The following is a 13498-nucleotide window of genomic DNA, read 5'->3' as shown; positions in this document are numbered from 1 at the left end:
GTGGAATGAAGTGGCTGCCTACGGGCATGATGCAGTCATTTTTTCAGCGTAAAATGCGATGGCCGCCGCGATGTACCGGCGCAGAGCCCTTACGTCTGCGATGCATGTCGATCTTATTACGCTTTATCTCCTTGCGATTGGAACGCTTCTAGCGAGCTCAGCGATGACGCTCTGGGAGTGTCGCGTCCATCCCAAGCGCAGCAAGGAATTGAGAATACTGGCCACGGGTTACGCCACGCTCGCGATTGGCTGCGCGGTGGCGGCGTGGCGCCGCGATCTTCCCGGTGTGCTCGGCTCCGCACTGAGCAATCTCATCATCGTTTGGGGTTATCTGCTGATCCTGCAGGGTGTCGCCGTGCTGAACGGCCGCAAGTACGTGCGGACATCGGCGGGTGTGCTCGTGTTGCTCGCGCTCGCGTGGGCGATTGCCGGCGTGCGCGGGCAGGACGTGATGTGGATGTACCTGAGCGCAATTCCCATTGCGGTTGCGTGCGGTCTGACCGCGGGCGAACTGGCGCGATGCGATGGTCTGAAACGGCTGCAATCGCTGCGTATCGCGATACTCGTATCCGGCGGGCATGCGGCTTTCTACGCTTTCAGGGCATGCGTGCTGCCCTGGCTGACCACGCTCTTCGGGTTCAGATTCCTGATGGCCGTGAGCGAAATCACGATGTACGAGGGCGTGCTGTATTCCGTCGTCCTGCCGATGACTTTGCTGCGGCTGGTTCGCGAAGAAACGCATGGCCAACTGCTGCTGGAATCGCAGACGGACTATCTGACCGGCCTTGGCAATCGCCGATGGTTCTTCGAAGAGGGGGCGCGCATTCTCAGCAGCAGCGACGCGGCACGCTCCGTTTCGCTGCTCGCCGTCGACCTCGATCACTTCAAGAAGATCAACGACCGCTACGGTCACGAGACGGGTGACCGTGTCCTCAAGTCTTTCGCCGATATCGCGCGCAGCGTGCTGGGACGGCATGCAATTCTGGCACGCATCGGCGGCGAAGAATTCGCGGTTTTGCTGCCGGAGCACGATAGCATCCGTGCCAAAGAAGCGGGCGAAGCCGTCGTAAAGAGTTTCGGCGAGACGGTCACGCTCGGCGGCAATGGAGTGGGCGTTCAGGCCACGGTCAGCATCGGACTTGCGCAGTTCGGAAGCGGGGCTTCGTCGCTTGGCGATCTGCTGGGGGCCGCCGATCAGGCGCTCTATCGCGCGAAATCGCTCGGCGGCAACCGGCTTGAATCGGCTCATGCCACGGTGAGTTCTGCCGCCGCCTGATTCCCCAACGCACTTCATACGATAGGGCGGCTCGCACGGGAAGAATCGTCAGTTTCATGGTGAAGCGCGTGAAAAGCGCAGCGGCGCTTTTCGAGCGGCCGTCAGCGTTCGCCCGTTGTGCGCGGATCAGGCGTGGTGTGTGCCGCTCGTGTCGGCGTGACCGGTCCGCGACAGCACGAACACGCGGCGTGCCTCGAAACCAAGGCATTCGTACAGACGGATCGCGGTCGTGTTGTGGCTGAACACGTGAAGGAAAGGCGTTTCTCCGCGCTGCGCGATCTCCGTGCGCAGAATATTGATGAGCCGGCCCGCGAGCCCCTTGCCGCGCCACGCATCATCGACGCAGACGGCGCTGATCTCGACGTACCCTTCGATGCTCATCCGTTCGCCCGCCATTGCGATCAGACGCCCGCGATCGCGAAAGCCGATGTAATGCCCCATTTCGTGCGTGCGCGGGCCGAACGGGCCCGGTTTGGTTCTTTGCGCGAGATCGAGCATGTCGGGCGAATCGGCGCTGGTCAGGCGGATAACGTCCGCATCGTCAGGCGTTTCGGCAACCGGGCGCGTGGCCACCATTTGATGAATCGTGCCAACGTTTTCTATCCGTAGCGACGCGATTCCGCAAAGAGGCTCCAGCGACAGCAGAGCCACGTGTTCATGCGGCTGCAGAAGCCGTTGCAGCGCTGCGTATGCGGCGGGCGTTTCGGTGGACAACGCGGCGAAAGGCGCAACGTCGGCGTGATATCGGCGGGCCAGCGCATCGCCTTGCCCAAGGTGCGCTTGCCGTGTCGTGAGCGCGGTCCAGATTGCACGGTCGAGGCCGGTGTGCGTCGAATGGTGCGCCACGGTCTTCATGGTGTCTCCAGCTGCGAAGTTGATCGGGAAGGATCAATGTAGGTGAAAACCGGCGTCTGGCATATCGTCGTAGATGACAATTTTAGCTTCGTTTACGCCAACTCAGCCGAGCACTTGAGCGAATCGGGCGGTTCGTTTCATTGCGCGTGCAACGAGTTGCGCTTGCCTTTGTGACAAGCGAAGCTGGATATAAGCGCGTTCAGGCATGTTAAGGATCAGCCGTCTGTCTTCGCAGGGCATCGGTCACCATGACCTGGCATGAGCGCATGGCCCTTCGTTTGTCGATGCTCAAGGCAGCGACTATAGTGCTCTTGCCACTTTACGTGGATCGTCCTGTTCAATCGGCAGGTATATCGTCCTTTCATCATGCGAGTGCGACAATGAAGATCCTGATGGTGTTGACGTCTCATGATCAACTCGGCAATACAGGGAAGAAGACAGGTTTCTGGTTAGAGGAATTCGCAGCCCCCTATTTCACGTTTCTCGATGCTGGCGTGACCTTGACGGTGAGTTCGCCTAAAGGCGGGCAGCCGCCGCTTGATCCGAAGAGCGACACGCCGGAAGGCAAGACGGAACTGACGGAGCGTTTCAAGAACGATCCCGCTGCACAAAAGGTACTGGCCAATACGGTCAAGCTCGACACAGTCAAAGCCGACGACTACGACGCCGTCTTTTATCCCGGCGGGCATGGTCCGATGTGGGACCTCGCCGAAGACCGGCGATCCATCGCTCTGATCGAGAGCTTTTACAACGCTGGCAAACCGGTAGCGTTTGTCTGCCACGCGCCAGGTGTTTTGCGTCATGTGAAGGTGAACGGCGAGCCGCTTGTCAAAGGCAAGCGCGTAACAGGCTTCACGAATTCCGAAGAAGAAGCCGTGCAACTGACAAAAGTCGTGCCGTTTCTCGTGGAAGACGAACTGAAACGGCTTGGCGGGCACTTCGAGAAAGTCGACGACTGGCAGCCCCTGTCGATCATCGATGGCCGCCTGGTCACTGGGCAGAATCCCGCGTCGTCGACGGCTGGTGCGCGCGATCTGCTCAAAGTCCTCGATCAGTTGCATGCCAGCCGATGAGTGGCGTCTTCCGTTGAGCGCACGACGTGGACGCACGCTTCGCTGCAGTCCGTGCGGCAACCGGTGTCGCCCAAGGGGCGAACCGGCTGCCGCATGAATCGAAGCCTCATGCAGCCGCGAGCCCGCCGTCGACCAGATAGATGGCGGCGGAGAACGTGACGATTGACAGTACCGTGCTGATGAGAATCGACGTTGCGGCTTCGCTCTGATACGCGCCCGCTTCGTTGGCGAACATCGCGGGAATCGTCGCCGAGGGCAGCGCGCAAAGAAGGATCATCTGTTGCGCGTAGAGCCCATGAACGCCTAGCAACATGGTCGCGGCGAACATCAGCAGCGGATGAATCAGCAGCTTGAGTCCGAGGTTCCCCCACACTTCGTTCGACAGCTTCAGCTTGACGGACGACATGATCAGACCGAGGCAGAGCAGCGAAACGCCTGGCGTCGCCTTGCCCAGCAGATTGAACGACTCGGCCAGCACGGGCGGAAACCGGATCTGCAACAGCGAACACAGAATGCCCAGCGCGGGCGCCCACATCAATGGACGCTTCACCGCGCTCCTGATGCTCGACAGGAATGCCTGCGTACCGCTGCCTTCTCCGCTTGCCACCGTGAGCAGCATGGTCGTCAGCGGAATCATGACGAGGCTGGCGATCAGGTTGAGAATCAGCACTGAATAGATGCTGCCGGCACCGAACATCGCCTGCAAGATGGGGATGCCCATGAAGGCCGCATCGGGGTAACCGTTGACGAAGCCTTTGAGCGTCGCCGCCTTAAGCTCACGATAGCGCCACCAGCCGATCAGCAGCGCGAATGTGTACATGCCCATGATGCCGATGAACGTCGCGACGATCAGTCTGAAGTCGAACAGCTGCGATCGCGGCGTGGTGGCCATGCCGACCAGCAACAGCGCAGGAAAAATCCAGCCGAGCACCAGCCGGCTGATGAGCAGACTGTCCTTATGATTCAGACGTCCGCGCTTGCCTGCGATAAATCCGAGCATGATTACGAACGCGACGGGTAAAAGCGGACCAGCAATTCTGTCTAACATCTCCTGCCTCCAGATTTGTTATGCATATGCGACGGCAAGCAACGGCCCCTCCTCGCGACGCGCGGTTGCGCCGGATGCAGATCGCCGTTGAACGCCGAAGTGGTGTGGGTTTAGAGCTCGATGCGATAGTCGCGAATGACTTCGGGATTGGGCTCGATGCCGAGACCGGGGCTTTGGGGCACGTCGATGCGTCCATTGCGCGGAACGATGGCGTCGCCGTAAAGCTGCGCTTCGAGATCGAAATAACGCCATTCGACGAGCGCCTTTGGGCCGCCGAGCGCCGCGCTTGCATGCACGCTCGCAAGCAAGCCGGGGCCGTCGTAGAACGTATGAACCATCACGGTGACGTTGTGCGCGTTCGCAAGTGCGAACACCTTTTGCAGTTCCGTGATCCCGCCCATCTTCGCGGGGCTGGGCTGGATGAAGTCGACGGAGCCGGCTTCGAGCAGATGCTGGAAGTCCATCAGCGTCGACGCGTTTTCGCCCGCTGCGACGGGAACGCCGCCTTGCTGGCGCACGGTCGCAAGGCCCGCGTAGTTTTCGGGCGGCCACACGGGCTCTTCGATCCAGCGCAGGTTGAAAGGACGCAGTTTCTCCGTCATGTCGAGCGCTTCGCGGACTGTCCACGGGCAATTGACGTCGAGCGTGATCTCGATGTCGGGGCCCGCCGCTTCCCGCGCGGCGCGCACGGTTTCCACGGTGATTTCATGCAGCTTCAGATGCCGGTAGCCGGCGTCCACTGCGCGTCGCACGTTGATCGCGACGAGTTCGGGATCGGCGTAACGGATCAGGCTCGCGTAACAAGCAAGCGACGTGGCCCCGGCGCCGCCGAGCAACTGGTGCACGGGCTGGTTGGCCCGCTTGCCCGCGATGTCCCACAGCGCGATGTCGATCGCCGACAGCCCGTAGATGAACGCGCCGCTGCGGCCGAAGATGTGGAATTTCTTTTGCAGTTCGAGCATCGACTTCTCGCGTAGCGCGACGTCGCGGCCGATCAGTTCAGGTGCGAGGATCTTGTCGATCACGAGTTTGACGGACGGAATCGCCGTGAAGCCGAACGTTTCGCCCCAGCCGACGGTGCCGTCGTCGGTCCTTACCTTGACGACGAGGGAGTCGACTACCTGCAGGTCTTTGGGGCCCCACACGCCGCCCGCCGACGGTCCGCCCGTCGTGAAAGGGATGCGCAGTGGGATGGTTTCGATGCTGGCAATGTTCATTTTTGCGTGTACCTCCGCTCCGGTTGCGATGCGACGAACGGAAGTCCGCCGTATGTTCCCGATGGTAGGGGACATCCTGTTGTCCTTCAAGTGAACAACGTGTTCTTTTTGTGCAAATGACTTGCGCGTCGCAGGCAACAGAGACCAGCTCAGGCCGGGTCTCTAAGCGCGGTGGAGCGCGCATCAGCGTGGTGCTCGCGCTCGAACACTCATCAGGATGTAGAATAAGAAGACAAGCAACGGCCCGAAAACGACTATGAGCGAAATGAACGTGCGGCGCGTCGAACGGCGGCCCCATCTCGCGGAGCACATCGCGCGCTCGCTGAGCGACGAGATCGGGTCCGGGCGTCTGAAGCCGGGCGACCGGCTGCCCACCGAACACTTTCTCTCCGAGAATTTCGGCGTGAGTCGCAACGTTGTCCGCGAGGCGATTGCGAGTCTGCGCGCGCAAGGCCTCATTGAGTCGCGCCAAGGCATCGGGGCCTTCGTTGCCGCGACGCCGCTGCCGTCGGAGCCGCTGCGGCAGGTGAGTTCGCAACTGCTCGAAGGCGACAACACGATCCGCAACATGTTCGAAGTGCGGGCTGCCCTCGAGAGTCAGGCCGCCGCACTCGCCGCCGCGTATATGACGCCTCGCAGGCTCAAGCCGATTCAGGAAGCGGTCGAACGGATGCGCTACGAAGGCGCGCCGACCGCCGATACCGTCAACGCCGATCTCGACTTTCATCGCGCCGTTGCGGCTGCATCTGGCAACGACTACCTCGCCGCGATGATTCGCACCGTGCTCGAACCGATGCGTCCGCTGATCGCGGCGAACTTCGCGCGGCAAGGTCCGATGTTCGGCAACATCCCGAACGCGGCGCGCGGAGAACATGAAGAGCTGATCCAGGCCTTCGTCGACAAGAACGCCGCTGCTGCGCGCGAGCTGATGGGTCAGCATATCGTGAGCGCTGCGTCCCGCTTCGGCTACGACATTTCGTTTTTCTGAGCCCGTCGTCGAGCGTGCCACACGGCAACGTCTGTGTATTACACGGTGTAACGAGTGATGTGAGGCGCACGCCGTTCATGCGCTGACATCGCGCACGTATAGTCGCCTGATTCGTGCGACCCGTCGGGCCGCGCATCCTCAGATAAAGATGGAACAGCGTATGAAACTGATATTTGTCGGTGACCCGATGTGCTCGTGGTGCTATGGCTTCGGCAAGGAAATGAGCGCGATTGCGCAGAGCATGCCGGGACTCGAGGTCCAGGTCGTCGTGGGTGGCATGGCGGCTGGATCGACCCAGCTGCTCGACGACGCTGCAAAGCAGTTCAGGCTCACGCACTGGGCGCGCGTCGAGCAGATGAGCGGTGCCGTCTTCAACCGCGAAGCGCTGATGGCGCGCAAGAACTTCGTGTACGACACGGAGCCGGTTTGCAGGGCAGTCGTGACAGCGCGGACGATTGCGCCCAATGTCGACGTGCTGAAGGTGTTCCGCGCGTTCCAGCGGGCGTTTTACGTCGACGGACTCGATACGACGGATGGCAACGTGCTCGCTGAAATCGGCGCGCGGGCGATTGCGGAGCAAGGTATCGAGACCACCGCTGATGTCTTCTTCGAAGCCTCCACGTCCGACGAAGTGATCGACGCGACGCAGCGCGATTTCGAACTGACGCGCCGCCTCGGCGTGCGAGGTTTCCCGTCACTGTTCGTCGAAATCGATGGAAAGATCGGTCAGCTCAGCTCGGGCTATACGACGGCCGCGCAAGTCATGCAGGCGCTGAAGCCGCTTGCGGCATAACGGCAGCTAGATCCAGTAAAGCCAGCCGAGCAGCGTCACGATCGAGAAGAGCGTCGTTATCGAAATAGCGGCACCTGTCGAGGCCTTTTCAACGTCGTACTCGCTTGCAAGCACGTAGGCGCTCTTGGCCGTCGGCACGGCGGCGCAGATCACGGCGGCGAGCGTCAGCGTGCGGTTCAGTGCTGCCACGACGCATAGCCCGTACACGCAGTTGTGTGAGAAATTCGCGAGTGGTGGGCCGAGGCAGCTTTCGGCCGGAAGAAGCGGTCTCGCCAGTAAAGAGTAGGCGATATGCGTGCGAATGCATTGCGATCCGCCCGCGAGCCCAGCGTGTGCGCCGGGCTCCCGGCGTGCCTGTGTGTGTTCACCCGCAACAGCCTTCGTTCCAGCTTGGCCTGTTTACGCCCGGGCCGCCCGTCCACGATGAGTCCACCGCGCAGATCCTGCGTGCGATGGTCGCAAAAGGGGCGATGCCGCAGCGGCGATCGCAGCCGCTGCGTCTTTCAACGCCGACGCCGGCTGAGCAAGAGGCCGCTCACGCACTGATAAGCGGCTCGAGATCTTCTGCGTCGAAAGGCTTCGAGAAAATAGGCACGCCTGTATGCCTCGCTCTGTCCAGTTCATCGGCATAGCCGGTCATCAGCGCTAGCCGCTGCTCCGGGCGGTGGGTTTGCAGCCATTCCGCGAGGTCGATGCCGCTCATCTTTCCGGGCATCTGGACATCGGAAAGCACGAGCCTGAAGGCCTGTCCTTCCTGCAAGGCGATCAGGGCATCGTCGGCGCTAGACAGATGCGTGACGTCATGACCCATCAACTGCAGCACGGCGGACAGGCTGGCTGCGACTTCGTCGTTGTCTTCTATCAGCAGGACGTGGTGGTTTTCTGGTTCGGGCGATGCGGCTGTTGGCTCATCGTCATGTGGAACAGAAACAGGAACGGCCGCGACGCGGACATTGCTCCTCGGAAGATAGAGGCGCACAGTCGTCCCTACGCCCGGCTCGCTCGTGAGCTTCGCGGTGCCGCCGCTCATCTCGCACACCGCGAGTACCTGGACGAGTCCGAGGCCGGGATGCGAGGTGCCGCCCTTGGTGGTGAAGAGCGGCTCAAATGCCTTGCTCGCGACCTCGCTTGACATCCCTTCGCCGTCGTCCGAAACGGAGAGGAGCACATAGTCGCCTGCCGGCACACCCACCACGTGAGACGCAACCTCGATATTCTGCGCACGGATCGCGAACTTGCCTCCGCGATGAATCGCGTCTCGCGCATTGAGCGCGAGGTTGACAATGGCCAGCTCCAGTTCGGCTGTATCGCCGCGAACCGGCCAGATTTCCGGCGCCACGTCGATGCTTGCCGAGACGGAATCGCCCACGGTTGCCTGCACGACCTGCAGCATGCCGGGAAGGAAGTGCGCGAGGTCGACGGTTGTCAGCTTCAAGGGCTGCTTTCTCGCCGAGCCCATCAGGGTCCGGACGAGACCTTCGACGGTGCCCGTCGCCCGCTCGATGGCGATGATTTCGTTGGGGGTGTCATCGTGTCCCTTGGCCTTGGCGACCGCCACATTCGACTTCACCACCATCAGGTAATTGTTGAAGTCGTGCGCGACGCTCGCTACGAGGTTGCCCAATGCGCTCGCGCGTTGCAGATGTCTCGCCGATTCCTCTGCGTCCAGTCGTCTGCCTGCCTCATCGCGCCATTGTTCCCACGCGCTTTCCTCCGTCGATAACTGCTTCAGCGAAAAGCCAATCAGCAGCCAGATGATCAGGCAGGGCAGGCCCGTCAGCAGGCAGATCAGAAGGAAGTGATGTAGCCAGATTGCGTAAAGCTGCGCGACCTGGAAGCCGACGGCAACGTACAGCCCGTAGTTGTCGACCCGGCGATAAGTCACGACACGTTTCTTTCCGTCCGCAAAAGCCGTCGACACGAGATGGCCGATCGATTCATTGCGCGAAAACGCCTGAGCGAAGAGGTTGGCTTCCTGCGGCGTTGCGCCCGGTGAGTCACCGGGGAAGCTCGTCAGCAATGAGCCATCGCTCCGGTAGAGCCCGATGAACGTCGCGGCGCGCGCATCGATCAGCTTCTGATAGAAGCTGGAAAAATAATCGCGGCGCAGTGCGACTGAGACGACACCGAGAAACCGGCCGTCGGCGGCAATGCGCGCGTTAGCGACATTGAACACCCTCGCTTTCGACACACTGGCCTGCATGGGCAGTGACACATAAGACTCGGGCTGGTACTGGCGGGCATTGAGGAAATCGTCGCGGTTCCGGATGTTGACGGCGGGCGCCGGCGAAAAACGGCTGCTGACCAGCAGGCTGCCTGACGCGCCGAATGCCGAGATCGCGGCGACCTGGGGAAAGGCACCCGCGATCCTGTTAAGCCGTTGATGAAGCGCCGCCTCGTTTTCCGCGATCTGAGCGTCCGTCATGTCACCGAGCAGCTCTTCCACTCGCGACACAAGCTCGGCATTCAGATCCATGACTTTGAGCGCCTGTTCTTCGCCGACCCGGCTTATCCGCTCGCTTGATTCGACTGCATCGTCATAGCGCAGTTTGTAGTTGTAGTAGCCGTATCCGGCCAGAACGCCGATGGGAACGATCATCGTCACCACCAGCATGAAAAGCAGCACTCGTCGCGTACGAGCAAAATTCCGCGATGGCAGAGCGGGTCCGGAGGCCGCCAGATAGACGGAATCCACGCCAATGGGTTTGATCGGCTCACTCATCGTTTGAGAATGCGTTATGCGACCGGCATTGATGTCAAAGTGTCACCATAGCCGGACATAGCACATTTCATACCGCTTTCGCTGATCGTGAACAGCCGGGCAATCAGTCGATTCGACCTCGGCTTCGCATTCCACCGGTGCGTCCAGCGGCAACACCGTGCCACCGCCGAACGCGCTCGGATCATTCCTTTCTGTGTTCCGTTAGCTCTGTCTGCGCGTGGTTGAGCGCGATATCGTCAATGCATGCGGGCATGCGTCGCGCCTGTTGCGAAAGTTTTGGCTGCGAGGATGCCGCGAATCGTCGCAAGCGCCTGCTCGCCCGTCTCCGTTGGGGCGGGACGGCTGGTGGAAGCCAGAAAATCAGGCGGCCGCACGCCGATCTGACGGCAAACGGACGACAGGAACGGCTTGTCGCCAACGCAACGTTTGACGGCGGCTGCGATTGCCGCGTCGCCGACGCGCTCCCGAAGCCACGCCAGCGTCCGACGATCCTTCTCGTTGTACACCCTGACCAGATGCTCCATGACGCCTCCGATACTGTATTTAAACACAGTACTGTGAATATATACAGTATCGGGCGTTAGAGCAAGACGCGGCATTTCCCGCTTGCGGCCGAGACGTTCGTTCGGAAGCCTCGGCCTACTGGAACCCCACCACGTCATGCGGAACATACGGCGCTTCTAGCGCGGCTATTTCATCGGGCGTGAGCTTCACATTGAGCGCCGCGACGGCATCCGTCAGGTGCTGCGACTTCGACGCACCGACGATTGGCGCGCTCACTTCCGCTTTGCCGATGACCCACGCTAGTGCCACCTGTGCACGCGGAATGCCGCGCGCCGCCGCGATCTTCGCCACCGCTTCGATCACGCGACGATCGGCGTCAGCCGTCTTGTCGTAAAGACTGTTGCCATATGCGTCGGTTTGCTGGCGCGCGCTTGTTTCGTCCCAGTCGCGCGTCAAGCGTCCACGCGCGAGCGGGCTCCACGGAATGACGCCGATCCCTTCGTCCGCGCAGAGCGGCAGCATTTCGCGCTCTTCCTCGCGATACAACAGGTTCAGGTGATTCTGCATCGTCACGAAGCGCGTCCAGCCGTTTCGCTCGGATACGTGCAGCGCTTTGGCGAACTGCCATGCGAACATCGACGACGCGCCGATGTACCGCGCCTTGCCCGCTTTCACGACGTCGTGCAGTGCTTCGAGCGTTTCTTCGATGGGGGTCGCATAGTCCCAGCGGTGGACCTGATATAGATCGACGTAATCGGTGCCCAGGCGCGACAGGCTCGCATCGATCGACTGAAAGATAGCCTTGCGTGACAAGCCCGAGCCATTCGGCCTTTTCGAGTCCGCGCGATTGCCCATGGGGAAAAACACCTTGGTTGCGAGCACGATTTCGTCGCGCTTCGCGAATTGCTTCAACGCGCGCCCGACGATTTCCTCGGATGTGCCGTCGGAGTAGGTGTTAGCAGTATCGAAGAAATTGATTCCCGCTTCTACCGCCTGGCGGATCAACGGGCGGCTTGCGTCCTCGTTCAGCGTCCAGGGGTGCGGGCCGCGCTCAGGCACGCCATACGTCATGCACCCCAGGCATAACGGCGAGATGTCCAGTCCGGTGCAGCCCAACTTCACATAGTCCATCTCATTCTCCGTGCGATTTGGCATTCGATTATGTCGTAATCGGCCGGCTCACGTTGATTCTTTGCGCCTGGTTGTCTGGAAGTCGCTCGCAAGCGGGAACTCCTCGCGTGGCAGTTCCGCTAGCAGATTTCAATGTGGAAAATGGATGGCCCATTACCTTCGCTGCATGGGTTCATCCATGCTCACTGGGCTTGCGCGAAACGCATGAGACTGGGGAGCATGTCGAAATGGCTGTCGCAATGTGATGAACGCAAACACGATTTGGCGAAGCGTTTGTTCATTGCAAAAATAGTTCGCGAACCAACAGGGGTGGTTAACGTCGGAAGATTGTCGTCATAAGTGGAAAGACGGCTCGGGGACCGTCATTGGCGACGAAACTCAAACAAAGTGTAGGAACTTCCGACAAGCTATCGGAAGTTCGCGACACAAATAATGATGCACAGTGCGTCCCATCTATGATGCACCGCAAACAAGCACGTTCCCACGCAGTAAGTCTGGCGTCTCAGTTGGCAAGGCTCGGCGCGGCAAGACGTTATCAGGCGATGCACGGAAAGTACAGCACCGCGCGCATGTTGCGGCCTTCGTTATGGGTAATGGCAGTGAAATCTCCCGAGACAACACAACATCGTCTGATATTGAGGACGAGCGTGTCGCAGTAACGCCTGAACGTTCAAAAGCCTGGGATGTGGCCTTTCGTGCGCATCTACCCAGTTCTTTCCATAACCGCAATGGTCAAGGGGAAGGCTCATGACGTGTGCAAGTCTGGAAGCGCCTTTAACGGGTTGGGTGCAAGTGCCCGAGCCCGATGTGCATTGCACGCCTGTCACGCGCCGCGTGGCAATACTGCTATTCGAAAATTGTTCGTTTGCCGTGACCGTCATGATAGGGGAGATTTTTCAGGCAGCGAACGAACTCGCGTTGAGCGCGAACCTCAACGTGAGATATGAACTCCGTTTTCTATCCGCGACAGGCGGCAACGTGAAATGTTCGTCGTCGATCTGCGTCTGGACGGACGGACTCGACTCGTGGCACTGCCAGGGTTTCGATGCACTGTTCGTCTCGGACGGCGCGGGCGCAAATGTCGCGGCACGCGACGAACGGCTCATCGCATGGCTGCGTCGAGTACACGCAAACATGATCGCTGTGCGACCGCTCGGCGAAGGACATACGCTGTTTCAGCAAGTCAAAGCAGATGCAGGTCCGCAACCCGTCGGCTTCGACAGCGGCGGAGTGAGCGAGTTGAATGACGACGAGGGCGATCGCACAAGCGTTCGCCTCGAACTGATGAAGGGCGCACTGATCCTGCTCAAGCGCGACCTTGGAGATAGCTGCGCACGGAGCATCGCGGAACATGTGATGCCCGACACCTTGCCGGCGTTGTCATCGCTTCTTGGCGGCAGTTCGAACGGCGAATCCGTCGACAGGGTACAAATCGCAGCGCGTTGGCTGACTGAAAATTGCCAGCGTCCGATCTCAATCGAAGATGCGGCGCGAGTGGTCGACATGAGCACGCGAAATTTCCAGCGGTGCTTCAAGATGGAAGTCGGCGTCACGCCGTCGGCGTATCTGATGCGTGCACGGTTCTCGATCATCTGCAGTTTGTTGACGCATTCCGAGCTGCCCGTCGACAAGATCGCACGGCATACGGGAATGAGCAGCGGGGATCGGCTGGCAAAGGTATTTCGGCGGCAATTGAATGTATCGCCAACCGAGTACCGAATAAAAACACGGCGAGAAGCGGGTATCTAGCGTAAGCAGCCAAAAGACCCTCGTGGCTTATTTGCGGACTGCAAGTTCGACTGCGTCCACCTCTTGTACTTGGCACCGGGATTGCGCTCTCAGTGTGCGACCTTCGGTCCAGGAGGCTCGATTGAAGCTCTGTACATTTCAT

The 13498-nt window shown here is 60.4% G+C and carries 12 protein-coding genes and 2 pseudogenes; 6 read left to right on the top strand and 8 right to left on the bottom strand.

Translation table 11 applies throughout. The annotated features are described in order from the left end of the window. The first annotated feature begins 100 nt into the window (after positions 1-100). Entirely contained in the window at positions 101-1276 is a 1176-nt protein-coding gene (locus BPHY_RS33605) for a GGDEF domain-containing protein (RefSeq protein WP_041766286.1), read from the top strand. Positions 1277-1402: 126 nt separating this feature from the next. On the opposite strand, the gene BPHY_RS33600 is transcribed toward BPHY_RS33605, so the two are convergent. Further along, positions 1403-2131 (bottom strand): GNAT family N-acetyltransferase, encoded by a 729-nt coding sequence (locus BPHY_RS33600; RefSeq protein WP_012405929.1) that lies wholly within the window; start codon positions 2129-2131, stop codon positions 1403-1405. Positions 2132-2511: 380 nt separating this feature from the next. Between BPHY_RS33600 and BPHY_RS33595 the strand changes: the two genes are divergently transcribed. Beyond that, on the top strand, positions 2512-3204 hold the full coding sequence (locus BPHY_RS33595; RefSeq protein ID WP_012405928.1) for a type 1 glutamine amidotransferase domain-containing protein: 693 nt from the start codon (positions 2512-2514) through the stop codon (positions 3202-3204). Positions 3205-3310: 106 nt separating this feature from the next. Here the strand turns inward: BPHY_RS33595 and BPHY_RS33590 are convergent, their stop codons facing one another. Further along, positions 3311-4252, bottom strand: coding sequence for an AEC family transporter (locus BPHY_RS33590; RefSeq protein ID WP_012405927.1), 942 nt, complete (start codon positions 4250-4252; stop codon positions 3311-3313). A gap of 110 nt (positions 4253-4362) precedes the next feature. After that, positions 4363-5469 (bottom strand): mandelate racemase/muconate lactonizing enzyme family protein, encoded by a 1107-nt coding sequence (locus tag BPHY_RS33585; protein WP_012405926.1) that lies wholly within the window; start codon positions 5467-5469, stop codon positions 4363-4365. A 256-nt stretch (positions 5470-5725) separates the two neighbouring features. On the opposite strand from BPHY_RS33585, the gene BPHY_RS33580 reads away from it, so the two are divergent. Both BPHY_RS33580 and BPHY_RS33575 read left to right on the top strand, forming a co-directional pair. Next, positions 5726-6457, top strand: a complete 732-nt coding sequence (locus BPHY_RS33580) for a FadR/GntR family transcriptional regulator (protein ID WP_012405925.1) — start codon at positions 5726-5728, stop codon at positions 6455-6457. 160 nt (positions 6458-6617) lie between these two features. Then, a complete protein-coding gene (locus BPHY_RS33575; protein WP_041766283.1) occupies positions 6618-7250 on the top strand; it encodes a DsbA family protein in 633 nt (210 codons plus the stop codon). 6 nt (positions 7251-7256) lie between these two features. On the opposite strand, the pseudogene BPHY_RS40335 reads toward BPHY_RS33575, so the two are convergent. Then, a pseudogene (locus tag BPHY_RS40335) lies at positions 7257-7457 on the bottom strand (AEC family transporter); the annotation flags it as partial. A 158-nt stretch (positions 7458-7615) separates the two neighbouring features. On the opposite strand from BPHY_RS40335, the pseudogene BPHY_RS44310 reads away from it, so the two are divergent. Beyond that, positions 7616-7882: pseudogene (locus BPHY_RS44310) on the top strand (hypothetical protein); the annotation flags it as partial. On the opposite strand, the gene BPHY_RS33565 reads toward BPHY_RS44310, so the two are convergent. From BPHY_RS33565 to BPHY_RS44055, 4 genes are all read right to left on the bottom strand, one after another. After that, positions 7786-9849 carry a hybrid sensor histidine kinase/response regulator gene (locus BPHY_RS33565; RefSeq protein WP_244304944.1) on the bottom strand — a complete coding sequence of 688 codons (2064 nt, stop codon included), beginning with the start codon at positions 9847-9849 and terminating at the stop codon, positions 7786-7788. The pseudogene BPHY_RS44310 and the gene BPHY_RS33565 overlap by 97 nt on opposite strands. Before the next feature lie 359 nt (positions 9850-10208). Next, a complete protein-coding gene (locus BPHY_RS33560; protein WP_012405922.1) occupies positions 10209-10496 on the bottom strand; it encodes a hypothetical protein in 288 nt (95 codons plus the stop codon). 115 nt (positions 10497-10611) lie between these two features. Then, positions 10612-11607, bottom strand: coding sequence for an aldo/keto reductase (locus BPHY_RS33555; protein WP_012405921.1), 996 nt, complete (start codon positions 11605-11607; stop codon positions 10612-10614). A gap of 896 nt (positions 11608-12503) precedes the next feature. Beyond that, positions 12504-12713 (bottom strand): hypothetical protein, encoded by a 210-nt coding sequence (locus BPHY_RS44055; RefSeq protein ID WP_322789040.1) that lies wholly within the window; start codon positions 12711-12713, stop codon positions 12504-12506. A gap of 37 nt (positions 12714-12750) precedes the next feature. Here BPHY_RS44055 and BPHY_RS44050 point away from each other — a divergent pair, with 37 nt between their 5' ends. Then, positions 12751-13356, top strand: a complete 606-nt coding sequence (locus tag BPHY_RS44050) for an AraC family transcriptional regulator (RefSeq protein WP_322789039.1) — start codon at positions 12751-12753, stop codon at positions 13354-13356. Positions 13357-13498: the final 142 nt, after the last annotated feature.

The sequence above is a fragment of the Paraburkholderia phymatum STM815 genome, from assembly GCF_000020045.1.
In the GTDB taxonomy this organism is placed as follows: domain Bacteria; phylum Pseudomonadota; class Gammaproteobacteria; order Burkholderiales; family Burkholderiaceae; genus Paraburkholderia; species Paraburkholderia phymatum.
Note: the sequence above shows the minus strand (reverse complement) of the source record. Positions and strands in the feature narration are given on the sequence as shown.

Bases quoted from the DNA above. Each gene is read 5' to 3' on its own strand.
- BPHY_RS33575 (WP_041766283.1), top strand. From the start codon at position 6,618: ATGAAACTGATATTTGTCGGTGACCCGATGTGCTCGTGGTGCTATGGC.
- BPHY_RS44055 (WP_322789040.1), bottom strand. From the start codon at position 12,713: ATGAGCCGTTCGTCGCGTGCCGCGACATTTGCGCCCGCGCCGTCCGAG.
- BPHY_RS33580 (WP_012405925.1), top strand. From the start codon at position 5,726: ATGAGCGAAATGAACGTGCGGCGCGTCGAACGGCGGCCCCATCTCGCG.
- BPHY_RS33590 (WP_012405927.1), bottom strand. From the start codon at position 4,252: ATGTTAGACAGAATTGCTGGTCCGCTTTTACCCGTCGCGTTCGTAATC.
- BPHY_RS33555 (WP_012405921.1), bottom strand. From the start codon at position 11,607: ATGGACTATGTGAAGTTGGGCTGCACCGGACTGGACATCTCGCCGTTA.
- BPHY_RS33560 (WP_012405922.1), bottom strand. From the start codon at position 10,496: ATGGAGCATCTGGTCAGGGTGTACAACGAGAAGGATCGTCGGACGCTG.
- BPHY_RS33605 (WP_041766286.1), top strand. From the start codon at position 101: ATGCATGTCGATCTTATTACGCTTTATCTCCTTGCGATTGGAACGCTT.
- BPHY_RS33585 (WP_012405926.1), bottom strand. From the start codon at position 5,469: ATGAACATTGCCAGCATCGAAACCATCCCACTGCGCATCCCTTTCACG.
- BPHY_RS33600 (WP_012405929.1), bottom strand. From the start codon at position 2,131: ATGAAGACCGTGGCGCACCATTCGACGCACACCGGCCTCGACCGTGCA.
- BPHY_RS33595 (WP_012405928.1), top strand. From the start codon at position 2,512: ATGAAGATCCTGATGGTGTTGACGTCTCATGATCAACTCGGCAATACA.
- BPHY_RS33565 (WP_244304944.1), bottom strand. From the start codon at position 9,849: ATGATCGTTCCCATCGGCGTTCTGGCCGGATACGGCTACTACAACTAC.